Origin of the sequence: Erythrobacter litoralis (genome assembly GCF_029760855.1) — a bacterium.
Classification (GTDB): Bacteria; Pseudomonadota; Alphaproteobacteria; order Sphingomonadales; family Sphingomonadaceae; genus Qipengyuania; species Qipengyuania litoralis_A.
On record NZ_SOSI01000003.1, the window covers coordinates 450,479 to 475,349 of the forward strand.

General features: G+C 61.6%; 22 protein-coding genes. 18 read left to right on the plus strand and 4 right to left on the minus strand.

From position 1 onward, the window contains the following. Positions 1-2 precede the first annotated feature (2 nt). The 9 genes from E3U23_RS07935 to E3U23_RS07975 all read left to right on the plus strand — a co-directional run bounded on the left by E3U23_RS07935 (position 3) and on the right by E3U23_RS07975 (position 8,771). Positions 3-1,226, plus strand: a complete 1,224-nt coding sequence (locus tag E3U23_RS07935; protein ID WP_279350696.1) for a Coenzyme F420 hydrogenase/dehydrogenase, beta subunit C-terminal domain — start codon at positions 3-5, stop codon at positions 1,224-1,226. Positions 1,227-1,309: 83 nt separating this feature from the next. Then, positions 1,310-2,548, plus strand: coding sequence for a hypothetical protein (locus tag E3U23_RS07940; protein WP_279350697.1), 1,239 nt, complete (start codon positions 1,310-1,312; stop codon positions 2,546-2,548). A 9-nt stretch (positions 2,549-2,557) separates the two neighbouring features. Next, a complete protein-coding gene (locus E3U23_RS07945; RefSeq protein WP_279350698.1) occupies positions 2,558-3,445 on the plus strand; it encodes a polysaccharide biosynthesis/export family protein in 888 nt (295 codons plus the stop codon). A 25-nt stretch (positions 3,446-3,470) separates the two neighbouring features. After that, positions 3,471-4,793: a GumC family protein gene (locus tag E3U23_RS07950; RefSeq protein WP_279350699.1), complete on the plus strand. Its 1,323-nt coding sequence runs from the start codon at positions 3,471-3,473 to the stop codon at positions 4,791-4,793. Next, positions 4,790-5,527 (plus strand): CpsD/CapB family tyrosine-protein kinase, encoded by a 738-nt coding sequence (locus E3U23_RS07955; protein WP_279350700.1) that lies wholly within the window; start codon positions 4,790-4,792, stop codon positions 5,525-5,527. The genes E3U23_RS07950 and E3U23_RS07955 overlap by 4 nt, the downstream gene beginning before the upstream one ends. Further along, the gene (xrtV, locus tag E3U23_RS07960; protein WP_279350701.1) at positions 5,517-6,419 is read left to right on the plus strand and encodes an exosortase V; all 903 of its coding nucleotides are present in this window, start codon (positions 5,517-5,519) and stop codon (positions 6,417-6,419) included. Before E3U23_RS07955 ends, xrtV begins: the two co-directional genes overlap by 11 nt. Then, positions 6,416-7,123 carry an exosortase-associated protein EpsI, V-type gene (gene epsI / locus E3U23_RS07965; protein WP_279350702.1) on the plus strand — a complete coding sequence of 236 codons (708 nt, stop codon included), beginning with the start codon at positions 6,416-6,418 and terminating at the stop codon, positions 7,121-7,123. Before xrtV ends, epsI begins: the two co-directional genes overlap by 4 nt. A 103-nt stretch (positions 7,124-7,226) precedes the next feature. Continuing rightward, complete coding sequence (locus tag E3U23_RS07970; protein ID WP_279350703.1) at positions 7,227-7,634, plus strand: host attachment protein; 408 nt, start codon at positions 7,227-7,229, stop codon at positions 7,632-7,634. Between the two features lie 120 nt (positions 7,635-7,754). Continuing rightward, the gene (locus E3U23_RS07975) at positions 7,755-8,771 is read left to right on the plus strand and encodes a class A beta-lactamase-related serine hydrolase (RefSeq protein ID WP_279350704.1); all 1,017 of its coding nucleotides are present in this window, start codon (positions 7,755-7,757) and stop codon (positions 8,769-8,771) included. A 105-nt stretch (positions 8,772-8,876) separates the two neighbouring features. Here E3U23_RS07975 and E3U23_RS07980 read toward each other — a convergent pair whose 3' ends face one another. Beyond that, complete coding sequence (locus tag E3U23_RS07980; protein WP_279350705.1) at positions 8,877-9,146, minus strand: hypothetical protein; 270 nt, start codon at positions 9,144-9,146, stop codon at positions 8,877-8,879. A gap of 240 nt (positions 9,147-9,386) precedes the next feature. On the opposite strand from E3U23_RS07980, the gene polA reads away from it, so the two are divergent. From polA to E3U23_RS07995, 3 genes are read left to right on the plus strand one after another with little or no spacing between them, the layout of a single operon-like run. Further along, complete coding sequence (gene polA / locus E3U23_RS07985) at positions 9,387-12,251, plus strand: DNA polymerase I (RefSeq protein WP_279350706.1); 2,865 nt, start codon at positions 9,387-9,389, stop codon at positions 12,249-12,251. Beyond that, positions 12,251-13,525 carry a sensor histidine kinase gene (locus E3U23_RS07990; RefSeq protein ID WP_279350707.1) on the plus strand — a complete coding sequence of 425 codons (1,275 nt, stop codon included), beginning with the start codon at positions 12,251-12,253 and terminating at the stop codon, positions 13,523-13,525. Before polA ends, E3U23_RS07990 begins: the two co-directional genes overlap by 1 nt. Positions 13,526-13,571: 46 nt before the next feature. Continuing rightward, entirely contained in the window at positions 13,572-14,651 is a 1,080-nt protein-coding gene (locus E3U23_RS07995; RefSeq protein WP_279350708.1) for a mechanosensitive ion channel family protein, read from the plus strand. A 30-nt stretch (positions 14,652-14,681) separates the two neighbouring features. Here E3U23_RS07995 and E3U23_RS08000 read toward each other — a convergent pair whose 3' ends face one another. Next, complete coding sequence (locus E3U23_RS08000; RefSeq protein ID WP_279350709.1) at positions 14,682-16,994, minus strand: CDC48 family AAA ATPase; 2,313 nt, start codon at positions 16,992-16,994, stop codon at positions 14,682-14,684. 355 nt (positions 16,995-17,349) lie between these two features. Here E3U23_RS08000 and E3U23_RS08005 point away from each other — a divergent pair, with 355 nt between their 5' ends. The 6 genes from E3U23_RS08005 to E3U23_RS08030 all read left to right on the plus strand — a co-directional run bounded on the left by E3U23_RS08005 (position 17,350) and on the right by E3U23_RS08030 (position 21,923). Next, the gene (locus E3U23_RS08005) at positions 17,350-18,072 is read left to right on the plus strand and encodes a CoA transferase subunit A (protein WP_279350710.1); all 723 of its coding nucleotides are present in this window, start codon (positions 17,350-17,352) and stop codon (positions 18,070-18,072) included. Further along, entirely contained in the window at positions 18,072-18,998 is a 927-nt protein-coding gene (locus E3U23_RS08010; RefSeq protein WP_279350711.1) for a 5'-nucleotidase, lipoprotein e(P4) family, read from the plus strand. The genes E3U23_RS08005 and E3U23_RS08010 overlap by 1 nt, the downstream gene beginning before the upstream one ends. Continuing rightward, positions 18,995-19,660, plus strand: coding sequence for a CoA transferase subunit B (locus E3U23_RS08015; protein ID WP_279350712.1), 666 nt, complete (start codon positions 18,995-18,997; stop codon positions 19,658-19,660). The genes E3U23_RS08010 and E3U23_RS08015 overlap by 4 nt, the downstream gene beginning before the upstream one ends. 8 nt (positions 19,661-19,668) lie before the next feature. Further along, positions 19,669-20,823, plus strand: a complete 1,155-nt coding sequence (locus tag E3U23_RS08020; protein WP_279350713.1) for a CaiB/BaiF CoA transferase family protein — start codon at positions 19,669-19,671, stop codon at positions 20,821-20,823. 75 nt (positions 20,824-20,898) lie between these two features. Further along, a complete protein-coding gene (locus tag E3U23_RS08025) occupies positions 20,899-21,429 on the plus strand; it encodes a GbsR/MarR family transcriptional regulator (protein WP_279350793.1) in 531 nt (176 codons plus the stop codon). 86 nt (positions 21,430-21,515) lie between these two features. Next, on the plus strand, positions 21,516-21,923 hold the full coding sequence (locus E3U23_RS08030) for a hypothetical protein (RefSeq protein WP_279350714.1): 408 nt from the start codon (positions 21,516-21,518) through the stop codon (positions 21,921-21,923). A gap of 53 nt (positions 21,924-21,976) precedes the next feature. On the opposite strand, the gene metK is transcribed toward E3U23_RS08030, so the two are convergent. Both metK and lnt read right to left on the minus strand, forming a co-directional pair. Continuing rightward, entirely contained in the window at positions 21,977-23,224 is a 1,248-nt protein-coding gene (gene metK, locus E3U23_RS08035; protein WP_279350715.1) for a methionine adenosyltransferase, read from the minus strand. Between the two features lie 35 nt (positions 23,225-23,259). Further along, on the minus strand, positions 23,260-24,870 hold the full coding sequence (gene lnt / locus E3U23_RS08040; RefSeq protein ID WP_279350716.1) for an apolipoprotein N-acyltransferase: 1,611 nt from the start codon (positions 24,868-24,870) through the stop codon (positions 23,260-23,262). Position 24,871: the final 1 nt, after the last annotated feature.

The window sequence follows — 24,871 nt, forward strand, 5'->3', positions numbered from 1 at the left end:
GCATGACCGATTCACCGGCCCTGAGAAAAGTCGAGCGCGGTAAACTGTGCGCGGGCTGCGGATTATGCGCGGGCATTTCGGACGATGCGATCGCGATGGAAGTGGAGGCGCCTGGATACGCGCGCCCCGAACAGGTGGCGAAAATTTCCGATCGAGTCGAGCGCGCAATCGAACAAGCCTGCCCCGGACTCGAAGTTTATAGCTGGGACCGGATGACCGAAGCGACCGCAAGCGATGTTTCTTGGGGCCCCTATATTGAATGCCTTACGGGCCATGCGACCGAAGACGAGACCCGCCATTCCGGCTCGTCCGGCGGCATGATCTCGGCGCTAGCCATGCATGCGCTCGAGACGGGGGCGGCGCAGCAGGTTCTACATATCGAAGGCGATCCCACGAAGCCGACTGGCAACCGCACTGCCATCTCGCGGACGTCGCAGGAGGTGCTTGCACGGGCCGGATCGCGCTATGCGCCCTCCTCGCCGCTTGAGAATGTCGAAGCAATGCTGGACGATGGAACGCCTACCGTATTCATCGGGAAGCCGTGCGATGTCGCGGCTCTCCGCTCGCTCGCTCTGCTCGACGAGCGTATCGACCGCGTTTTTCCCTTGAAGCTGTCCTTCTTTTGCGGCGGAGTCCCGAGCCATGCAGGCGCGGATCGCATCGTCGAGACAATGGGCCTCGACCCACAGCGTTTGAGCCAATTCCGTTATCGCGGCAACGGCTGGCCGGGACTCACCCACGCCGAAGATACTGACGGCCGAACGGCAGAAATGTCGTACGAAGAAAGCTGGGGCCGATACCTCTCCAGCCAGGTCCAGTTTCGCTGCAAAATTTGTCCGGACCCCGTAGGCGGCGTCGCCGACATAGCATGCGCAGACGCTTGGTATGGCGGCGAAAGCGGCTATCCCCAATTCGACGAAGCGGACGGCCGCAGCCTCGTTATGGTTCGGACCGAGAGCGGCAGGCGCTTCCTCGATCGGGCGCGGCGTACAAGCATCGTAGCCACGGAGCGGCTCGACATCGACGAGGTAAACCTTATGCAACCGGCCCAAGCGCGCCGGAAGCGGCGCATTGCCGCCCGGATGGCGGCATGGCGCGTTGCTGGCAAACCGGTTCCTAAAATGAGAGGTTTACATGTCGCTAAGGCGACCCGAAAAGAGCGGCCGCATCTTCTTTTGAAGGAGTTTCTCGGCACGTTACGCCGTGTCTTTCAGGGACGGATCTGATAAAGGGTTGGATTGCGGCATGTTTCCGCGAGTATTCCGAATTGCGGACCTCGCGCATGTCGCTGCATCTTAGGGGATTTCCGATGGCTGAAACACTTCGCAATCTGCGCGCTACCGCAACACTTGCCACAGCATTGGCTTCGGTTGCCTTCGCGAGCGGGGTGTCTGCGCAGACCGTAGGCGAAGACTATCTCGAGTTTGGCGGCCAAGTCGATCTTCGTTACGATAGCAACGTCATAAACGGCAATGCGCAGCGCGCGGAAGCTCGCGGTTTCAGTAGAGATGACCAGGTGGTGACGCCATCGCTTACCGCAGCCATCAACAAAACCTTCGGGCGCAATGCCGTGCGCGCCTCTGCCTTGATCGGTTACGATTTCCACCTTCAAAACCCACGGTTGGACAGCGAACGCATTTCCGTCGATTTGCTCGGTCTGATTTCACTCTCCGTTTGCGAACTGCGCCCCGGTATCAATTTCCAGCGCCGGCAAGCCGAAAGAGGCGACCGTTCGCTTGTCATCGATCCCGGCATCGCCATCGACAACGTGCAGACGATCCAGGAATACAAGCTCGACGTCGCCTGCGGTCGTTCCATTGGGTTACGTCCCATCGGCGGCGTCAGCTTCCGTAGCGGCGATAATTCGAGCGACCTGCGGCAGCTCGCCGATTTCAATACGTTCACTTACTATGGCGGCCTTGGATATCAGCAACCATCAATCGGTACGCTCGATCTCTATGCATCCAAGGCGAGTACGGAATACGAAAATCGGATGATTGGCGACGAGTTCGATGGTTTTGACGTATTTCGCGCTGGGGCGGCATATTCTCGCGATATCGGCGCACGCTGGAATGCGCGGATCGAGGGCTTTTATATCGATACCAATGCCGTGACCGCTGTCGAAGAAAATTACAACGGCCTCGGTTGGAATATCGGCTTGAACGGCACCTTCCCGCCGCGCCTCTCGCTCGGGGTGCAATTCGGGAAGGATGTCCAGCCCGTATTGAACAACGACGCCCTTTACATGAAGCAAACGACGTATGGCGTGAACGCCGATTACGCTGTCAACGAACGCTGGAACATCGGAGCCGCCTATTCGCTGCGCGATCGCAATTACGTCTACAGTGCAGCCCTGCCCCCGAGTACGGAAGGCAACCTTACCGAAGACCAGTTCAACACTGCGACAGTTTCGGCAACATATACCACGGCCAGTCCTTTGAGTTTCACCGCCTACGGGGGATACGAAAACCGCTCTGCCAACAATCCGATCTTCGACTATGACGGGTTCTACGCAGGATTAACGGTAAAGTATCTGTTCCGTCGCTAGGAAGAGAAGATGCGTAAAACGATTCTTTCGACCCGCTCCCTTGTTTGTGCCATCGGCATGGCGAGCCTGATGGCCGTGCCGCTTGCGGCGCAGACTTCTGCGTTCCAGCAGGAATTCCAGAATCAGCCCGATACATCGGCCGATGAAGAGGCCCCCTCCCCCCAGTCGGAAATGCCGCTTGCCGCGGGCTATATTCTTGGTCCGGGCGATGTCGTCGAGGTGTCGGTCGCCGGGCAGGAAGAATATCGTTCACGCGTCCAGGTACAGGTGGACGGATCGATCCAACTGCCCTTTATTCGCGACGTTCAGGCAGAAGACCGCACGGTCGCCCAGTTGCAGGATGAGGTAGCCGATCGGCTGCGTAGTGGCGGATATTATACCGATCCCGTGGTGAACGTGATCGTGGCTGGCTATGCTAGCCGCTACGTGACGGTTCTCGGCCAAGTCGGATCGCAGGGGCTCGTTCCCATCGACCGGAACTATCGCCTTTCCGAGATGATCGCGCGTGTTGGCGGCATCGGACCCAACGGTTCGGAAACCGTCACGCTTATCCGGGCTTCGGGCGAAAAGATCAATGTGACGCTCGAGGAAATGGCCACCGGCGGTCCGGCGATGGATCCCTATGTCGCCGCGGGCGACAAGATTTTCGTCGACCGTGTGGAAGCAGGGTCGCAAGCGACTTTTTGCATCTACGGCGCGGTCAATGCCGCGGGTTGCTATCCCGTCGGCCAGACCATGACCTTACGCATGGCGCTCGCGCGCGCAGGAGGTCTGAATAATCTCGGTTCGGAAAAGAAGATCGACGTTTTCCGCAACGGCCGCGAAATTGGCCGCATTGATCTTTCGCAGCCTGTGCTTGAAGGCGACGTTCTCAAGGTCGGCGAGCGTTTCTTTTGATTTCCTTTTGGTCTAGGCGTTCGCAATGAGCATCAATCAATTCTTCCGAATACTCTGGGCGCGCCGTTTGCTAATCGGCGCGACCACGGCGATAGCGCTGCTGCTTACGATGGCAGTCGCAGTCGTCATGCCGCCTCGTTACGAAGCGACGTCGCGCTTGATGCTCGATATCGTCAAGCCGGACCCGGTGACGGGTGAGACCATCGCGGCGCAGTGGGCGCGTGCCTATGTCGGAACGCAGCTGCAATTGGTTACCGATCCGCGCGTCGCCAGCCGCGTCGCGGAGCGCGCAGGCTGGACTGATTCCGCCGAATTCGCGCAGGAATATCGCGATAGCGGGGCAGCCGAGCGCATGGATTTTCAGCGCTGGCTCGCCGAACGCGTCATCGAGAATACGACTGCATCGATGGTGCCCGGCAGCAATATTCTTGAGATTACTTATGCCAGCACTACGCCCGAACCGGCAGCCGAGCTGGCCGATCTTGTCCGCGATGCCTATGTCGATCAGACGCTCGAGTTCCGGCAGGAAGCCGCCCAGCGGAACGCCGATTGGTTCGACCAGCAGACCCAGGAAATTCAGACCGCACTGGCCGAAGCACAAGAAGCTAAGACCGACTTCGAGCGTGCGAACGGCGTCATCCTGACCGACGATCTTGTCGACACGGATACTGCGCGGCTTCGCGCTCTAGCGGGATCGACGCCTGCGGGCCAGGTACAGACGATGGCGGGCGGCGGTGTCGCACCGTCGGCTGGCCAGTTGGCACAAATCGATGCGGCCATTGCCGCCGCATCGCGGACCTTGGGTCCGAACCACCCGAATTTGCAGCAATTGCGCCAACAGCGCAACGCTCTTGCCTCGTCGGTCGCGCAGGAATCCGCCGCGCAGCCGCGCATGGTCACGACCGGCCCGTCGCTCAGTTCGCTCTACAGTGCACAGCAGGCCCGTGTGCTCGAAAATGCCGGTGCCGCCAACGAAGCGCGCCGGCTCGCGACCGATGTGCTGGTGTTGCGTGACCAATACCAGCAGACCGCAGCCCGGGCAGCCCAGCTCGAGCAGGAAGCCCGGTCCAGCGAAAGTGGACTGACCCTGCTGAACGATGCGATCATTCCGCAGGGTAAGGTGTTCCCGAACTATCCCTTCCTCTTGATCGTGTCGCTGGCAGCGGGCCTCGGCATCGGCGTTCTCGCTGCCCTTTTGCTCGAACTATTCAAGCGGCGCATTCGCGGGGTTGAGGAATTGCAACTGATCGATGCGCCGGTTCTCGGCGCTATGCATGCCCAATCCGGCAGCGACAAACAGGGGGCATCGCCATTCGCGCGCCTTCGAGGGGAAAGTTACGCCACATGAACGAATTGAGCACCCCATCGCAGCAAGACTGGACGCCTGACGTCCATGCGGACGGCGGTTATGCCGATCATCGCTTCGATTCGATCGAGGAAAGCGGTGATTACACTTTTTCAGACAAGCTTGCGCTTCTCTCAGGGCGTGGGTCTCTCGATGCGGAAACGATTTCGCTCTTGCTGTCGGAATTGCTTTCGCAGCACGTTCAGAATGCCAAACGCGGCATAGCCTTTTGCGGCGCATCGAAAGACACCGGCTGCAGCTACATGGCGGCGAATATTGCGGTTGCCATGGCATTGTCAGGCGTTCGCACGATTCTGGTTGATGCGAATATGCGCGATCCGGCGGTGCAGGACTATATCGCTCCAGTGAGCGACCGGGGCGGGCTTCTTCAATGTCTGAGCGACGAATACACGACCCTGCAGCATGTGGTACACCACGACGTAATTCCCAATCTTTCGGTCCTTTACGCGGGCGGGGTCTCCAATGATGCAGGCCTTCTTGCTTCGAAAAACGCCGATGCGGTGTTTTCCGACTGCTTGCGCGATTACGCGTGCACGATCGTCGATACGGCTCCGGCCAACCGTAGTTCAGACGCAGTGCGGATCGCGAACATGGTGCGCTACACGCTGATCGTTGCACGGAAGGACAAGTCGTTCGTCGCCGATATCAAGAAGCTCGCCGGCGACATTCGGCAGAATAACGGCGAAATACTTGGCACATTCCTGAATGCCTACTGAGGCCGTTCTCGACAAGCCTTTCTCGAACGCGGCCCCGAACCAGTCGGGTACCCTTGCACGGCTGCGTTCCCATTGGCCGCTTGTTCTCGCCTGCGTCGCCTTCGCGATCCCGACGATCATTCGGCTGGCTGAAGGATCGTGGAGCTTGGAAATCGGTGCGCACGGCCCGATCGTCCTCGCGACCGGATTGTGGCTACTGTCTCGCTGCGACTGGTCTCACCAGTCCGGTGAGGGCCGTTCGGGAACCGTGCAAGGTCTAACATGGGCCGCCATCGTCGTGTCTCTTATCCTGTACGTCTTCGGACGCGCATATGATTTTCTCGCCCTGGAAACGGCGGGTCTCTATTTCGCGCTGATCGGTGTGCTTGTCCTAGCAGTCGGGGCGCGTACGGTCTTTCGGAACACATTCCCGCTGCTGTACCTAGCCTTCCTCATCCCGCCGCCCGGTTGGGTGATCGACGCTGTGACAGCGCCCTTGCAGCATTTCATCTCGTTTTCGGCGACCGAGCTCCTGCGTTGGCTCGACTATCCGGTGTCTCGTAGCGGCGTCGCGATCGAGGTCGCGCAATATCGCTTGCTGGTCGAACAGGCGTGTTCCGGTATGAACTCGATCGTCGGCCTGACCGCAGTGACGCTGTTCTACATTTACCTACTGCACGGCTCGAGTTGGCGTTATGCGATCCTGCTGATGGCGCTAATTCTGCCGATCGCTGTCTTCGTGAACTTCCTTCGCGTTTGCACGCTGATCTTGGTGACCTATCACTACGGCGACGCGGTAGCGCAGGGCGTGTTCCACAACACGGCAGGCGTGGCCCTGTTCGCTTTGGCGCTCGCGCTGATGTTCCTCATCGATGCCGGCCTGCGCAAAGCTTTGGGAGGACGGCTTCAATGACTGCAGTCAATCGCCGGACAGTCCTTATCGGCGGGGCATTCGCCGCAGCCTTCGGAACCGCCGCTTGGCTGACGCCGCGCGAACAGCTTCGCTATCTAGAGGATGATCAGCTTTCCGAGGTTATCCCCGAGAGGTTCGGCCCGTGGGTGTCTAAATTCGACCCGAACCTGGTGGTCCCCCCGACCGAAGGCAGCTTGACCGATCGCCTATACGACGATCTCGTTACGCGGCGGTACCAAAACGTCAATACGGGTGAGCAGATCATGCTACTCGCGGCCTATGGCGGGACGCAGACCGACGACCTGCAGTTGCACCGGCCCGAGGCTTGCTATCCCGCGGTCGGCATGCAGATCGCCGCGCGGCGCCCGGTGATGCTTGAGCTCGGCGGGCGGTCCGTCCCCGCGGTCGAGTTGACCGCCACGGCACCTGGACGCATCGAGGATATCATCTACTGGAGCCGCATGGGCAACAGCTTCCCGCAGGACGCCGGTGCCCAGCGCAGTGAAAAACTGGCGCTCGCGTTCCAGGGTTTGATCCCAGATGGTATCCTCGTGCGCGCATCGCATGTCCGACCTGAAGGTATGCCGGCGAGCGTCGATATCGCAGCATTCCTCAGTCAGATGGTTGGCTCGGTCAGCACCAAGCAGCGCCTCGCCCTTATCGGAAATGCACAAGGCATATCCCGCGTGGCCGAACGCGGTTAACGCTGGAACGATCGGTTTTTTCGGTCTCTAAACCGCTTGCCCCGGACCTCCCGGCGCGTTCCCTCGTTCTCTATCCATCTGACCCAAATGGAAGAGGACTTTTATGAACTTGCCGCATAAGGCCCACGTCGCGATCGTCGACGGCGAAAAATTTATCGTCATGCGCAATAGCGGACAGTCGTTGGACCCCAAGCTCGAAAACGCTGAAAAGCCTAACCTGTCGACCACCAATTACAGCGCCGGGGTCAAGCATCAGGACGACGTCGGACGGCATCTCGGCAGTAGCGATCTCGAGGAACTGGCGCATGGTGCCGCGGCAGCGGAATGGTTGAACGCCAAGGCCGTCGCGAACGAGATCGACGACCTCCTCGTAATTGCAGACCCAAAGACACTCGGTGAGATGCGTCGGCATTATCACAGCGAACTGGAAAAGCGCCTGGTTGGCGAAATTGCCAAAACCATGACCGGCGAGCCTACCGACCGGATCGAAAAGGCCATCGTCTCCGCATAAGATCTACGACTTGTTCGGTTCCCGGCGCGGCGAAGACACGTTCGGTCTTCGTCGCGCTTGCCTGCGACCGGATCGATCCGTTAACGCCTGAATAACCATGATGGGGTTAGACGGTTGGACATGACATTGAAACGGATCGGGAAAACCTTCGTGGCGGCGGTCTTGGCCGCAGCCGTGCCTTTTGCTGCTCAGGCGCAGACAACTTACCAAGCGCAGTTCGACAGCACGCTCGGCACGGAAATGCGCACGCCGCAATCGTTCGATGCGGTATATCAATCGGCATTCGAACAACGCATCGCCGAACTGGCCGATGGATCGCGGGGCCGGATCGGCGTCGCCGCCGTCGACCTGTCGACCGGGCAGCAGATCGGCATCCTTGACGACCAGCTTTTTCCCATGGCCAGCACCAGCAAGATCGCGATCGCCGCGACGTTCCTAGAAGGGGTGGAGAAAGGCCGCTGGTCTCTGACGAGCGAATTCCCGCTTCTTCTGCCAAAGCGCTCGGCGCGCTTTTCCAGTGCTGTCGCCCCGGTCTATGAAGGCGATCACATGAAGGCGATCGACCTGATCGAGATTATGATCACTCGCTCCAGCAATCCCGCGACTGATGCCTTGCTTCGCGTCGTGGGCGGTCCGAAAGAAGTGAATGCCTGGATGCGGCGCGCCGGGATCAAGAATTTCAGCCTCGACCGCGATATCGCAACCCTCGTTCGCGACGATGGCGAGTTCGATCCCGCCAACCATATCGACAAGCGTGACAGCGCGACGCCGGCGGCGATGCTGACCTTGCTGAAAGGCTTGTATCAGGGAGACTACCTGTCGGCGAGTTCGCGCCGGGTGCTTCTAGGTGCAATGAGCCGGACCCGCACGGGTAAGAGGCGGATACCGGCACTGATGCCGGCAGGCGTGCGAGTGTCCCACAAAACCGGGTCACTGAACAATACGTCCAGCGATATCGGCATTCTCGAAATGCCTGACGGGCGCGCGGTGGCAGTCGCCATTTATGTGACCGGACAGGGAACGCGGCTCAATCGCGAGGCGAAGATCGCGCAGATCGCGCGGGCCTTGCACGATGGCTATGCGGCGGAAAAAACCCGGCGCATCTATGCGGATGCCAATTATGGCGGGGGCAATTGACGCGCGCGCAAGAACTTCTCTTCATTCATAAAAAAAGGGGCAGCGCCATAAAGCACTGCCCCTTGAAATTTCAGGCGACCGAGCCGCCCGTGCGATAGCGCGAGATTAGTCGGCTTCGGCTTCGGCAGGCGTTTCGCCTTCGACTTCAGCTTCGGCATTCGCGGCGGCAGCGTCGGCGTTCTCGCCAAGCTGATCGGCACCTGCGGCAACGTCGTTGCCAGCTTCTTCGATCTCGCTGCCCATGGCGTCCATGTTGGCTTCGGTGTCGGCGGCGGCGCTCTCGGCTGTCGTCGAAGCGGCGTCCTGCGTTTCTTCCGAGCAAGCGGCCAGCGAGAGAGCGGCGGCCGAAGCGGCCAGAAGAGCGATCTTGCGCATAATAGAAATCCTCAAATTTCGGTTCCGGTGCAGCCCCTATCCTATCGAACAGGTACTGCGCGAAAGCCTTTGCGGCCCCCACGCGATCTCAAATAATGGCAGCAATGTGGCATTGCAAGTCCTTTCGCCACATTCTGCCTTATTTCGTCGTTTTCCTGCCAGACCTTACCAATGCCTCACCGTTCGGACTATGCCGCTTTCGTCTCCACTTCGTAGGGCACCGCTGCTAGAAGCCGCGCGATGTCCGAAAAGAACCACCTCTATCTCGTCGATGGATCGGCCTACATCTTCCGCGCCTATCATCGACTGCCGCCACTTACCAATCCCGAAGGCACGCCCGTCGGCGCGGTTTACGGATATACGACGATGCTATGGAAGCTGGCCGAGGATCTGGACAAGGCCGACGGGCCGACGCATCTCGCAGTCATCCTCGACAAGGGATCGACCAGTTTCCGCAACGATATCTATGCCGACTACAAGGCGCACCGGCCGGATCCGCCGGAAGATCTCGTTCCGCAATTCCCCCTCATCCGCGATGCGACGCGCGCCTTTTCCCTACCCTGTATCGAGGAAGAGGGTCTGGAAGCGGACGACCTTATCGCCTCCTACGCCCGCGCCGCGACGCGCAAGGGATGGGACGTCACCATCGTCAGTTCCGACAAAGACCTGATGCAAGTGGTGGGGGACTGCGCGAAGGAAGACCTGGAGCCGGGCGTCGAGAAGGGCGGCTGTATCGATATGCTCGATACGATGAAGAATGCCCGCATCGGCCCGGATGAGGTCGAGGAGAAGTTCGGCGTGCCCCCGCATCTCGTCGGCGACGTTCTCGCGCTGATGGGCGATTCGGTCGACAACATTCCAGGCATTTACGGCATCGGCCCAAAGACCGCCTCGAAGCTGATTGCCGAGCATGGTTCGCTGGCCGCGGCGCTGGATCAGGCGCCGGATATGAAGAAGTCCAAGCTGAAGGAGCGCCTGATAGAAGGCCGCGACATGGCCGAGCTCAGCCGGGTACTGGTCACGCTGAAGGAAGATTGCGACCTGCCGGTGCCGATTGAGGATATGAAGCTCGACGGTACGCCGCCCGAACCGCTCGCCGCCTTCCTGGAAAAGCACGGCTTCACCAGCCTTTCCCGCCGTTTGGAGTCCGGAACCGGGAGTCCGGGCCGCAAGACCGATCTCAATCCGGCGAAGCAGGTCACCGCTGCGGCGCAGGCGGTCGACGGGGCGAACGCCCAGCCCCTGCCCGATTTTCCCGCTGTCGACCGCTCCGCCTATGAATGCGTGCAGACGCGCGAACGGCTCGATGCCTGGATCGAACGGGCCTTTGCCGCCCGGCTGGTCGCGGTCGATACGGAGACGAGTTCGCTCGATTGCATGCAATGCGATCTCGTCGGTGTCAGCTTGGCCCTCGGTCCGAACGATGCCTGCTACATTCCGCTGGCCCATGGGGGCACCGACATGTTCGCGGACCGGCCCGAACAGGTGCCGATGGACGCCGCTCTCGCCGCGCTGAAGCCGCTGCTCGAGGCGAACAGCGTGCTGAAGATCTTCCAGAACGGCAAATACGATCTTAACGTCCTCGCCCGCAACGGCATTCACGTCGCGCCGATCGAGGACACAATGATCATCAGCTTCGCGCTGGATGCCGGACGCAGCGAACAGGGCATCGGCGGCGGGCATGGCATGGACGAGCTGGCCGAGCGCCACCTCGGCCACAAATGCCTGAGCTACAAGGAAGTTTGCGGCACCGGCAAAAAGGCGATCCCGTTCGGCGAAGTCCCGCTCGACAAGGCGACCGAATATGCAGCCGAGGATGCGGACGTCACATGGCGCCTGTACAAGCACCTCAAACCGCGCCTCGCGGTCGAAGGTGGCACGCGCGTGTACGAACGGGTCGACCGGCCGACCATTCCCGTCATCGCCGATATGGAGCGGCATGGCATCAAGGTCGACCGGTCGCGGCTTGCCAAACTGTCGGAGGAATTCGCAGTCGAGACAGCACGGCTCGAAGGCGAAATTCACGAGATCGCGGGGCAGGAATTCACCATCGGCAGCCCCAAGCAGCTCGGCGAAATCCTGTTCGACAAGCTCGGATACAAGGGCGGCAAGAAGGGCAAGAGCGGCCAATATTCGACCGACCAGTCGGTTCTGGAACGGCTCGCAGCGAGCGGCGCGGAGGTGCCGGGCAAGGTTCTCGAATGGCGTCAGCTCACGAAGCTCAAGACGACCTATACCGATGCGCTCCAGGCGGCGATCAATCCCTTCACCGACCGCGTCCATACGAGCTACAGCCTCGTCGGCGCGCAGACCGGGCGGCTCTCGTCCACCGACCCGAACCTGCAGAACATCCCGATCCGTACCGAAATCGGGCGGCAGATCCGCGAAGCCTTCGTGGCCGACGAAGGCAACGTCCTTCTCGCCGCCGACTATTCGCAAATCGAATTGCGGCTGGCCGCGCATATGGCGGATGTCGGACCGCTGAAGGATGCGTTCGAGAAGGGCGAGGATATCCATTCCCGTACCGCGAGCGAGATGTTTGGAGAAGTGACACGCGACACCCGCGCGCAGGCGAAGACGATCAACTTCGCCATTCTCTACGGCATTTCGCGCTGGGGGCTGGCGGGCCGGCTCGATGTCGAAGCCGACGTCGCGCAGGATATGATCGACACCTATTTCCAGCGCTTCCCCGGCATTCAGCGCTATATCGTCAGCACGCTGGAACGTGTGCGCGAGCGTGGTTATTCCGAGACGCTGTTCGGCCGCAAGACGTGGTTTCCGCGCATCAATTCGAAGAACCCGAACGAGCGTTCCGGTTCCGAACGCGCGGCGATCAATGCGCCGATCCAGGGCACCAGCGCCGACATCATCAAGCGGGCGATGGCACGCATGGGGCCGGCACTAGCCGATGCGGGCCTTTCCGGCGTGCGCATGCTGTTGCAAGTGCACGACGAACTGGTGTTCGAACTACCGGAAGGCGATGTCGGCGCGGCATCCGAAGTCATCGAGCGGGTGATGGCGGAAGCCGCCGGGCCCAGCGTTACGCTTTCGGTGCCGCTCGGCGTCGAGATCGGACACGGCCATAGCTGGGGCACCGCGCATTGATGGCGGCCATTCCTTTTGCGCACCTCGGCCGGCGGTGGCCGAATGTCGTCATCCTCCTTCTGATCGGGGGAATGATGTTCGCGCTCATCTTCCTCGTCTGGCAGACGCTGGAATCGGAACGCGATACGCGTGAGCAGAGCAGGCAGACGGACAACATCCTGCTGGAACTGCGGAACGTGCACACGGCGGCGCTCAATGCCGAGACCGGACAGCGCGGCTATCTGCTCACGCTCGACCGCCGCTATCTCGAGCCGTACCAATTGGGGCGCGAACAGATCGAACCTGCGCTCGAACGCCTGCGCACCGCCGTCGAAACCGACAGTACGCAGCGGCAATCACAATTGCTCGACCAGATCGATGCACTGGCACGCGCCAAATTCGCGGAAATGCAGACTACCGTCGAACAGTCGCAAAGCGGCGGTTTGATCGAAGCGCGTCGCACGATACTGACCGACGAGGGTCAGGAGATGATGCAGCGCCTGCGCCGTTCCATTCGCGAGATGGAGCGGATCGAGCGCGATATTTTCGCTCAGCAGCTGACGGATACGGCCCGGGCGGAGTCTCGCGTCCTCCCCCTGCTCGGCATGTTGATCCTGCTGCTCCTGTTCGCGATCATTTTCGGTGCGCGGCTGGTCTCCCGCGCGGCCAAGGCCGAGGCCGAGGCGTCCCAGGCTTCCGCCATCGGCGAAGCGCGCGACCGGGCCGACCTTCTGGCCCGCGAGTTGAATCACCGGGTGAAGAACCTGTTCGCCGTCATTCTGGCTATCGTCCAGATGAGCGCGCGCGACAAACCGGAAGCCAAAGCGGTCACCGAAAGCATCAGTCAGCGCATTCGTGCCCTGCTTACGGCCCATGAGGTCAGTCAGGGCGAGCTGGACAGGCAAGTCGCCTCGTTGGCCGCATTGGTCGAAACCACGCTCGCGCCTTACGAATCCTCGAGAAAGACCTCGCGCATCAGCGGCCCCGACATCCATTTGCCGGCGAAGCAGGTCACGCCTCTTGGGTTGGTCCTGCATGAGCTTACCACCAATGCGGTCAAGTATGGCGCATGGGCGAATGACGGCACGATCGATGTATCGTGGGAGCGCAAGGACGACGATAACATCCGCTTCGTCTGGCGCGAACGCGGGGCGAAAGTCACGGGCGAGCCTGAAAGCACCGGGTTCGGAAGCCTGCTGATGACCAGTGCGGCCCGCCAGTTCGGCGGGACGGTCGAACGGCAATTCGGCCCGGACGGGATCGAAGTCGTCATCGAAATTCCCACGTCCGAGTAGGGCAAGCCTTGAAAGCGCGGCGGGCGGCCCATACGGCGACGAGACGATGATCGAGCGTCTGAGATACGAAAACTGGCCGGTAAGCTACGAAGCCGCCCTCGATACGCTGGTGGTTCTCGGCATCGCCATCGGCGGCGCGTTCATTCTCCACTGGATCATGATGGCGGTTCTGCGCCGCGTGGTGCGCATGTCGAGTGCGCGGATCGACGATGTTGTCCTGCGCCTCGTCTATCGCCCGCTCAGATGGGCGATGGTCGCTTTCGCGATATCGATCGCGGCGGAAAACGAGGCTTTGGTCGGCCGCGGGTGGGACGTGTTCGCCGATTTCCTAACGCCCGCGGTGGTCGGCTGGCTCCTCTTCGCGGCGGTCAAGGGGATCGCGGCGGGGTATGAGGAACAGGCCTCGCTATCGGGCGACGAAGTGGCGCTGCGCTCGCACCGGACGCGCATTGCCATCCTGTCGCGCACGGCGCGGGTGGCGATCATTCTCGTCACCGTCGCGCTGTTCCTGTTCAACATTCCCGGTGTGCGCGATGTGGGAACGACCATGCTCGCCTCCGCCGGCCTTGCGGCCCTTGCGGTCGGTGCTGCGGCCCAGCCGGCGCTGAAATCGCTTATCGCGGGCCTGCAGATGGCGCTGACCCAGCCTCTGCGTATCGGCGACATGGTGAAGGTCGATGGAGAAGTCGGCCGGGTCGAGGAAATTCGCATGAGTTTCGTGACGGTTCGCACGTGGGACGAGCGCGTCATAGTGGTGCCGACCAGCCGGTTCCTCGATCAAAGCTTCGAAAACTGGTCGCGTGTCAGCGAAAAGCTTACGGGGCCGATCTTCCTGCATCTCGATCCGGCAACCGCAATCGATCCGATTCGCGAGGAATTCGAACGGTTCACGAAGGACCATCCGTTGTTCGACGGTCGGAATATATCGCTACTGATGACCGAGGCCCGGCCCGAAAGCGTGGAATTGCGCCTTTCGATGAGCGCGGAGACGATCGGCGATCTGTGGAACCTGCGCTGCGCCGTGCGCGAACACATGCTCGACTGGCTGCGCCGCGAAATGCCGAATGCACTGATTCGCCATCGCCTCGAGGTCGAAGCGGCGAACCAGCGAGCTTTGGGCAACTGATACTCGCGCCCGCCGGTTTGCGCTTCCGCGTCAGCCGTGCTTCTTCTCGCGCGTCGATTGGAGCATGTCTTCGGTCAGGAAACCGATAGGCTGCGCTTCCGCGGCGCGCTTTTTGAGTTCGCCCCGCATCTTCTTGTACTCGTCTTCCATTTTCTGCGTCACGGTTGCCCGGCTGTCTTCGAGCGCTTCGGAGAAGTCCTCCGCGGTCACCTGCTGCACATCGCCGCCCGCACGCTTCAACGCGTTTAGGCCCGCACGCCGGACGACGTCTTCGAGATCGGCCCCGGTGAAGCGTTCCGTCTTCCCCGCGACATCGGCGAGGCTGACGTCGTCGGCCAAAGGCATGTTCGCCGCATGAATGCCGAGGATTTGCTCGCGTCCGGCTTTGTCCGGCGTGCCGACATAGACCAGTTCGTCGAAACGGCCGGGGCGCAATAGCGCGGGGTCGACCAGCGTCGGCCGGTTGGTCGCGCCGATCACGACGACCGATTGAAGTTCCTCCAGCCCGTCCATTTCAGCGAGGATGGTGTTGACCACCCGCCCGGTCACTTCCGGCTCGCCCGCCCCGCTACCGCGTGCGGGCACGAGGCTGTCGATCTCGTCGATAAAGATCACGCAGGGTGCCACGGCGCGGGCGCGCTTGAACATCTTGGCGATCTGCTGTTCGCTCTCGCCGTACCATTTGGAAAGCAGGTCGCTCGACTTCATCGAGATGAAGTTCGCCTCTGCTTCCTTGGCAACGGCCTTCGCGAGCAGGGTCTTACCGGTTCCGGGCGGTCCGAAAAGAAGGAAGCCCTTCGCGGGCCGGATGCCTAAGCGATGGAAGGCATCGGGATTGCGCATCGGCAGTTCGATGCCTTCCTTCAGCTTGTCTATCGCATCGCCGACGCCGCCGATGTCGGACCAGCCGGTGCGCGGCACCTGCACCATGACTTCGCGCATGGCGGAAGGCTGGATGCGCTTGAGGGCGGACAGGAAATCCTCGCGGCTTACATACAGCTCGTCCAGCAGTTCCGGCGGAATGGTCCGCTCGTCGAGATCGAGCTTGGGCATGAGCCGCCGCACGGCATCGATCGCGGCCTCGCGCGCCAGAGCGGCAATGTCCGCACCGACGAAGCCGTAAGTGGCCTTGGCCAGTTCGGCGAGGTCCACCTTGTCGCCCAGAGGCATGCCGCGGGTATGGATGCCGAGAATTTCGCGCCGCCCGCTTTCGTCGGGAACGCCGATCACGATCTCGCGGTCGAACCGGCCTGGCCGGCGCAGCGCCTCGTCGATGGCGTCGGGGCGATTGGTAGCGGCGATGACCACGAGGTTCGAGCGCGCTTCCAGCCCGTCCATCAACGTCAGAAGCTGGGCGACGAGCCGCTTCTCCGCTTCGCCCGGCACCCGGTCGCGCTTGGGGGCGATGGAATCGATCTCGTCTATGAAGACGATGGCGGGGGAGGACTTGGCCGCTTCCTCGAATACCTGGCGCAGCGCCTTTTCGCTCTCACCATAACCCGAGCCCATGATTTCCGGCCCGTTTATGGCAAAGAAATTAGCGTCCGATTCGTTCGCGACGGCCTGCGCCAATCGCGTCTTGCCGGTTCCGGGCGGGCCGTGGAGCAACACGCCCTTGGGCGGATCCACGCCGAGGCGGGTAAACAATTCGGGATAGCGCAGCGGCAGCTCGACCATCTCGCGAAGCTGCTGGATGGTATCTTCCATCCCGCCGACATCGTCGTAATTGACGACCGCGCGCGCATCGCGCGGTTCTTCGAACTCGGCGCGCAGTTCCACCTCGGTATTCTCGTCGATATGGACGATGCCCTTCGGCGTTGTGGAAACGACGCTCAAGCGGATCTGCGTAAGCGCATAAGCCGGGGCGTTGAACATCCGGCGAACTTCGGGCGGCATGTTCTGCACCGGTTGCTGGCCCGTGGTGGCGACGAGATCGCCCGCCATCAGGGGCTTTCGGAAGAAATTGCGCTTCAGGGCCTGCGTCGGCCCTTGCAGCCGCATCTCGCGATTGGCGGGCGCGAACACCACGCGCGTGGCGGGCCGCGATTCGGCGGCGGCGATCTTTACATGCTCGCCCGAACCAACTTCGGCATTGCCGCGCTGCAGGCCATCGAGCCGGATGACCGAAAGGGACTGGTCCTCATCGTAAGCCGACATGGCAATAGCCACCGTGTCGCGCTTGCCGGTGACCTGGACCACGTCGCCCTCGGTGATGCCGAGCGCCTGGAACGCCGAGCGCGGAATGCGCGCGGTACCCTGCCCGCTCTCCTCCTGCCGTGCGGCAGCGACTTGCAGCCTGACCGTTTTTTCGTCCACCGCCGTCGCACCGTCCGCATCGGCCATAGAGCCTACTCCTTCGTTTCGTTTCTGAACCGCCCAAATGGTTACGGCAGTCGATCATGCAATGAGCGAAGGCTTTGAGAGGTCCGCTGCGGGACGGTTTGCGGATAAGAAAAAAGCCCGGCTGGAAGAACCAACCGGGCTTGAAAGTCTGGGAGAGGATGCCTGAAAGGCCCGCCCTATGTGCAGTGCAGCAAGGTTTTGTGCAAGTGCGAAACGTTCAAGTATGCATGCATATTATGCAACACATTCAGGCGGAGTGATCGATTCCATGCAGTTTTCGCGCAGAACCGTATGCTCTGCGAAGGGGTGACACGTCCGGTCCCGACGCTTAGAGCAAAGCCAATACGGAGGTTCGATGAACAAGCTTTTTCCCGATGCCGCCGCCGCGCTCGACGGCCTTCTGAAAGACGACATGCTGATAGCAAGCGGCGGTTTCGGCCTTTGCGGCATTCCCGAACGCTTACTGGGCGCCATTTGCGACAGCGGGGTAAAGAACCTCACCTTCGCCAGCAACAATGCCGGGATCGACAATGAAGGCATCGGCATGCTCCTGCGCACCCAGCAGGTGAAGAAGATGATCTCGTCCTATGTGGGTGAAAATAAGGAGTTCGAGCGGCAGTTTCTCTCCGGCGAGCTCGAAGTCGAATTCTGCCCGCAAGGCACGCTCGCCGAACGGATGCGGGCGGGCGGCGCGGGCATTCCCGGCTTCTACACCAAGACAGGCGTCGGCACGCAGGTGGCCGAGGGCAAGGAGGTAAAGCAGTTCGCGAACCGCGACGGGCAACAAGAGGACTACATTCTCGAGCACGGCATCTTCGCCGATCTCGCCATCGTGAAAGCCTGGAAGGCCGACGAAACCGGCAATCTGGTGTTCCGCAAGACGGCGCGCAATTTCAACCAGCCGGCGGCGACCTGCGGCAAGGTCTGCGTAGTCGAGGTGGAGGAAGTGGTGCCTGCGGGCAGCCTCGATCCCGATACCATCCACCTGCCGGGCGTTTACGTCCAGCGCATGATCATGGGCGCTCCTTACGACAAGAAGATCGAATTCGTGACGACGCGCGAGCGGGAAACGGCTTGATGCGTACCGTCTTCGCGGCGGCACTCGCCCTTGCGGCGACCGGGTGCGCCACCGCCCCCGATAGCGCGCCGCTTGCAAGCGCTCAGGCGGCGGTCACGCTCGAAAGCGATGCGCCCGATTCTATGCGTTGGCTCTATGGCTCGGGCGAGGCGGCGGGGGCGTCCATTCAAACCTGGCGCATGCTGGCCGACTATGCCGTGACGATTTCACGTCAGCGCAGCATTCTGCAGGCCGTACCGATGGGCCTCGATGGCGAAGTACGCCGCGAAAGCTGCATGCAGGGCGACCGGATCAAGCCGCTCGCCGTGGTGTTCGACGTCGACGAGACGGTCATCCTTAACGCGGGCTACGAAGCGTGGCTGGCTCAGGGCAACACCTATTCGCGCGACACGTGGCGCGAATGGGAAGAGCGCGGCGACACCCTCGCCCGCCCCGTGCCCGGCGCCGTCACTGGCATACGCCGTTTGCGCGAAGCCGGAATAACACCGGTATTCAACACCAACCGTCAGTACAGCGCCGAAGGAGCGGCTCGGGCGATCAAGGCGGCCGGCCTCGGCGATGCGGTGCACCGGCAGACGCTATATCTGCGCGGCGACGACGGCACGAACAGCGGCGGCAAGGATGGTCGTCGGGCCCTGATCGCGCAAACCTATTGCGTGATCGCGCTCGCCGGAGACAATCTCGGCGACTTCGCGGACGTCTTCAACGTCGAGGGCCAAGGCGTGCAGGCCCGCCGCGAACTGGCCGCACGCGGCGAATACGCGCAGCTTTGGGGCAATGGCTGGTTCGCCTTTCCCAACCCCGTATACGGCGATTCGATCAACGGCACGATCGGTGAGGTTTTCCCGCCCGAGCAGCGCTGGACCCCGAATAATTCGACCATGCCGGGCGATGCGCCCGCAATCATGAACGAAGGCACGAAATGAGCGATACTGCACAGAAGACCGGCTGGGACCGCAACGAGATGGCTGCCCGCGCCGCGCGCGAGCTGGAAGATGGCTACTACGTCAATCTCGGCATCGGCATCCCTACGCTCGTCGCCAATCATATTCCCGAAGGCATGCAGGTCACGCTACAGAGCGAGAACGGCATGCTCGGCATCGGCCCCTTCCCCTATGAGGGCGAGGAAGATGCGGACCTCATCAATGCCGGCAAGCAGACGATCAGCGAATTGCCGCACAGCGCCTATTTCGACAGCGCGACCAGCTTCGGCATGATCCGCGGCGGACATATCGACCTTACCGTGCTCGGCGCTATGGAAGTGGCGCAGAATGGCGACATTGCCAACTGGATGATCCCCGGCAAGATGATCAAGGGGATGGGCGGCGCGATGGACCTTGTCGCCGGGGTGAAGAAGATCATCGTGGTTATGGACCATACGGCGAAGGACGGCAGCCCGAAATTCATTCCCGAATGCTCGCTGCCGCTGACGGGGACCAACGTCGTCGACATGATCGTGACCAATCTCGGCGTGTTCCAGCGGCCCGACCATGAAAGCGACTTCCGCCTGATCGAACTGGCGCCCGGCGTGAGCGAGGACGACATCGCCGCAAGCACGACCGCGAAGTACGAGGTCGCGCTGGGCTGAGGCGGACCGTGGCCCATTGGCTGGACAACCCGCGTGAGCCGAACGCCCCGCTTGCGGGTGTACGAGTGCTGGAACTGGCGCGCGTTCTGGCAGGACCGTTCTGCGGACAGATCCTTGCCGATTTGGGGGCGGACGTCATCAAGGTGGAAAGCCCGGACGGCGACGGTACCCGGAAATGGGGGCCGCCTTTCGTCACGCGCGATAACGGCGACCGCGAGGCGGCCTATTACCACGGCTGCAACCGCGGAAAGCGCAGCATCGTTGCGGACTTCGGAGATGCTGACGATTTGCGCCTTGTCACCGGCTTGGCCGGACAGGCGGATGTCGTGCTCGAGAACTTCAAGCCCGGTACGCTTTCGAAATTCACTCTTGATTACGACAGTCTTGCCGCCGCCAATCCGAAATTGGTGTACTGCTCGATCAGCGGCTTCGGGCAGACCGGCCCACGTCGCAACGAGCCGGGCTACGATTTCGTCGTGCAGGGCATGAGCGGGTTCATGGCCCTTACGGGCGAACCGGACGGCGCGCCGATGAAGCACGGCCTTTCGATCAGCGACATGTTCTGCGGGCTTTGGTCCGCCAATGCAATCCAAGCCGCGCTGCTCATGCGCCAGCGTACCGGCAAGGGGCAGTGGATCGACATGAGCCTACTCGATTGCTCGGTCGCCATGCTGGCGCATCAGGCGCAGTACTATTTCACGACCGGCGAGAACCCGCCGCGCATGGGCAATCTTCACGCGCAAGTAAGCGCCTATGGCGTCTTCCCGACGAAGGACGGCCCGGTTGTGCTGGCACCGGCGAATGACGGCCTGTTCCGCAAGCTTCTGACGCTATTCGGCCGGCACGATCTGATAAACGATCCTCGCTTCGCTACCAACGAAGCGCGCATTGCGAACCGCTCCGCCCTCGACGCTCTCATCGCCGATGAAACCGTCGGCTGGCAGCGCGACACGCTGCTGCGGGAATGCGCGGCGGCCGGGGTGCCCGCCGGTCCGATCAACGAGGTTGCCGAAGTGTTCGACGACCCGCAGGTCGCCGCACGCGGCTTGGCCTTTCCCTTGCCGGAAGGACTGACGGGGGTTCGCAGCCCTATGAACTTCTCCGATGCCGAACTCGCGCTCGGGAGTCCTTCGCCGAAGCACGGGGAGCATTCCGGCAACTGACGTCATGGCTTGACGCTTCATTCATTTCTGTTAAAACAGAAATAGAAGAAATGGAGCCGAGTCGTGGCCGATATCATGGACATTCCCGAGGCGCGGGCCTTCATCCTCCACTGGGGGGAGATGGGCAGCGAATGGGGCGTCAACCGCTCGGTCGCGCAAGTGCATGCCCTGCTCTATCTTTCCGATCGTCCGCGCCATGCGGAAGACATTTGCGAGAAGCTCGGTCTCGCGCGCTCCAATGTGTCGAACGGGCTGAAGGAACTGCAATCCTACAATATCGTTCGCCGCGTTCACGTCGAAGGCGATCGGCGCGACCATTTCACGGCCGATACCGATCTGTGGGACATGCTCCTCAAGATTGCCGCCGAACGCAAACGGCGCGAGATCGACCCGACCGTGCAACTGCTCGGTGAATTGACCGAAAGCCTCGCTGGACGGAAAGACGTGCCCGAGCATATTCGTCAGCGGATCGGTCGAATGCACGAATTTATCAGCACTCTCGCCGATTGGTACGCCGATGTCCGCCGCCTGCCCAAGACGACGCTCGTCACTCTTATGAAGCTCGGCAGCAAGGTCACGCGCCTGTTGCCCGGCACCAAATCCTGACCATGTGACTGGAAGGAGACCGCCACTGGAACACTCGAATTGCAACTGCCTATTTCTGTAATTACCGAAATAACAGGAGAAACATCATGTATCTCGTTCCTGCCTATATCGTCTACCTCCTCGTCAGCGTCGGGCTCACCATCTGGGTTGCACGCACCCTCAGCACGAACGGCATCGTCTTCCTCAAGGAATGCTTCGGACACGACGATGCGCTGGCGCATTCCACCAATCACCTGCTGGTGGTCGGCTTCTATCTCGTCAATCTGGGGTGGATCCTGCTGACCCTGCGCTTCGGACGCGAGCCCGAGAGCGTAGCCGATACGATCCGCTTCCTGTCCAGCAAGATCGGGCTGGTCGTCGTGGTTCTCGGCGCCATGCACTTCTTCAACATGAATGCCGTCGCCAAGTTCGGTCGCAAGGTCGGGCAATGGCTTCGCGAGGATGCATTCGGCGATCCGGATGATGCCCCGGCACGAGGCGTGACCCTGCGCTAAATTGCCGCAATAGGACGAAAGAGGGCGGCCGGACTCGAGCCGCCCTTTTCGAATCAGCCGACCGCTGCTTTCAGATCGTCGACCAGATCGGTGCGTTCCCACGGGAAACGGTCGCCATCCGCCTGGCGTCCGAAATGGCCGTATGCCGCGCTTTCGCGGTAGATTGGCTTGTTGAGGCCAAGATGCATCCGGATGCCGCGCGGCGTAAGGCCGCCCAGCTTGTCCATTGCCCGGATCGCTTTCTCCAGCCTCTCATCCGTGACGCCGTCCGCAGCAGTGCCGTGGGTGTCGACATAGAGCGACAGCGGCTTCGAGACTCCGATAGCGTAGGAAAGCTGGATCGTGCAGCGTTTGGCCAGCCCGGCGGCGACAATGTTCTTCGCCAGATATCGGGTGATGTACGCCGCGCTGCGATCGACCTTGGTCGGATCTTTGCCGCTGAACGCACCGCCCCCATGCGGAGCCGCGCCGCCATATGTGTCGACAATGATCTTGCGGCCCGTAAGACCGGCATCGCCGTCAGGCCCGCCAATCTCGAAAGCGCCGGTCGGATTGATATGCCAGTCAGTCGCATCCGTGACCCAGCCTTCGGGCAGGATTTCACGCACCACACCTTTGACGTAATTCTTGAGCTCGGCTTCCTTGTCGCCCTCGTGATAGCCCTTGCCGTGCTGGGTCGAGACAACGATTGCAGTGCATTCCACGGGCTTTCCGTTCTCGTACCGCAGGGACAGCTGGCTCTTCGCATCGGGCTCGAGGAACGGGGCCTTCCCGCTCTTGCGATCGGCGGCGAGGCGTTCCAGTATCTTGTGGCTGTAATCCAGCGTCGCCGGCATGAGATCGGGCGTCTCGTCGCAGGCGAAGCCGAACATGATGCCCTGGTCGCCTGCACCTTCGTCCTTGTTCGAACCTTCGATACCCGCATCCACGCCCTGCGCGATTTCGGCCGACTGCCCGTGAAGATGGTTCTCGAAGGTCAGCGTTTCCCAATGGAAGCCGCTCTGTTCGTAGCCGATTTCCTTGACCGTGCGACGCACCGCGCTTTCGATCTCGTCACGCGCACCGGGTGCCCAATAGTGATTGAACTTCCAGTCCTCTCGCTCGCGATCGTACATCGGCTTACAGCGGATTTCGCCGGACAAGACCACGCGCTGCGTCGTCGTCATGGTTTCGCAGGCGACGCGCGACTCCGGGTCTTTCGCCAGCATGAGGTCGACGATCGCGTCGCTGATCTGGTCGGATACCTTGTCGGGGTGGCCTTCGGACACACTCTCGGACGTGAACAGGTAATTGGTGCGCATCGAAACCCCGCGGATATACAGATATAAAGAAAGCTTTATGTGTTGCGGGACAGGTAGCGCGCGTGGACGCGCTTGGCAACCAGCGATGCGCCGAGCAACACCGCGCCCCAGATGAGGGTCAGCCAGTGTCCGAGCCGGGAGAACGGCGTCGGCGGGGCGGCGCTTGGCACCATCGTATCGACGCGGCCAGCGACATTGCGCCCGATATGTTCGCGGACCACGCCCTGCGCATCGATCACCGCGCTGATCCCGGTCGTCGTCGCGCGCAGGACAGGGATACCTTCTTCGGCGGCGCGCATCCGCGCCTGCGCCAAATGCTGCGGGGGCCCGAAATCGCCGAACCATCCGTCGTTCGATGGATTGAAGATATAGTCCGGCCGGTCTCCCGGTTCGACGACCTCCCCGGAAAACACGATTTCGTAGCAGATCTGCATGCCCGCCCTGCCCCATGGGCCAAGATCGATAGTTTGCGGGCCGGGGCCGGGCAGGAAATCGAATGCGCCCGGCACGAGGCGCGACAGACCGATCGGCTCCAGCAGCGCGCGCATCGGAAGATATTCGCCGTAGGGTACGAGATGCGCTTTCGAATAGCGCTCGCCCAGGGTTCCGTCCGCATAGATCGGAGTGACGACGTTATACGCGCCGACCGCCGTCTCGCGCTCGTCGCGTTGTCCGATCTCCAGATCCATCGCTCCGGTCAGCAGCAGGCTGCCCTCGCCGATGACCTTGCCGATGCGGAAACGGGCGAAATCGGGATCGCCGCCCGCGGTCATCTGGAGGTAGTAGCGTTCGGGATAACCGTCGCGCAGGTAATCGGGGATGCCGCTTTCGGGCCAGAGGACCAGCCGGCGATCGAGACGTCGTTGTGGCAGGCTAAGTCGCCCGATGTTCTGGAACTGCTCTTCGTAGAGTGCCGGATCGTCCATCTCCTCCTGCTGCAGATTGGGCTGGACGAGGGTCAGGGGAAGATCGCCGCGCTCATCCGGACCGGCCGGCCAGTAGATTACGGCTAGCACAAGTGACAGCAAGGCCCCCATCGGAAGCCAGCGCCGGCCCATTGCGAAGGCGACGAGCGCCCCGCTTGCCGCCACCAGCACCCCCGACATGGCGTAAGTTCCGACAAAGGGCAGCAGTCGCCCGATACCAGGCCGGTCCCACGGGCCGATGAAGGCCATCGAAAACGGACCCCAGGCATAGCCGGTGAAGACCCAACTACGGAACCACTCCGCCGCCACCCATAGAGCGCCGAAAGCGAGGGCAAATGGGAGGAGGTTGCCACGACGCCCGGTCATCCACGCGACGAGAGTAGCGAATGCCGGCCAGACCGCGAGATACAGTGAGAGCAGCGGAACGGCCGCCCATCCCAGGATCGCGGGCATCTCGCCCTGATAGGTAAAGGCCGTCGCGATCCAGTTGTTGGTGACGGTAAACAGGCCGATCCCGAACAGCCACCCGTTCAAGAACGCGTCTTTTCGGCCCGCGCTCTTATGCGCCAGCCATACGAATACGCCTATGGCCACCAGCGCGACGGGCCACAAATGGAGCGGCTGGAAACCGAGCGCGGCACCAGCGCCCAGAACCAAAGCCGACCAGCGCGGATGGCGAAGCGCCCACCCTGGAACGCCGCGAAGCTGCTCATTTTTCATA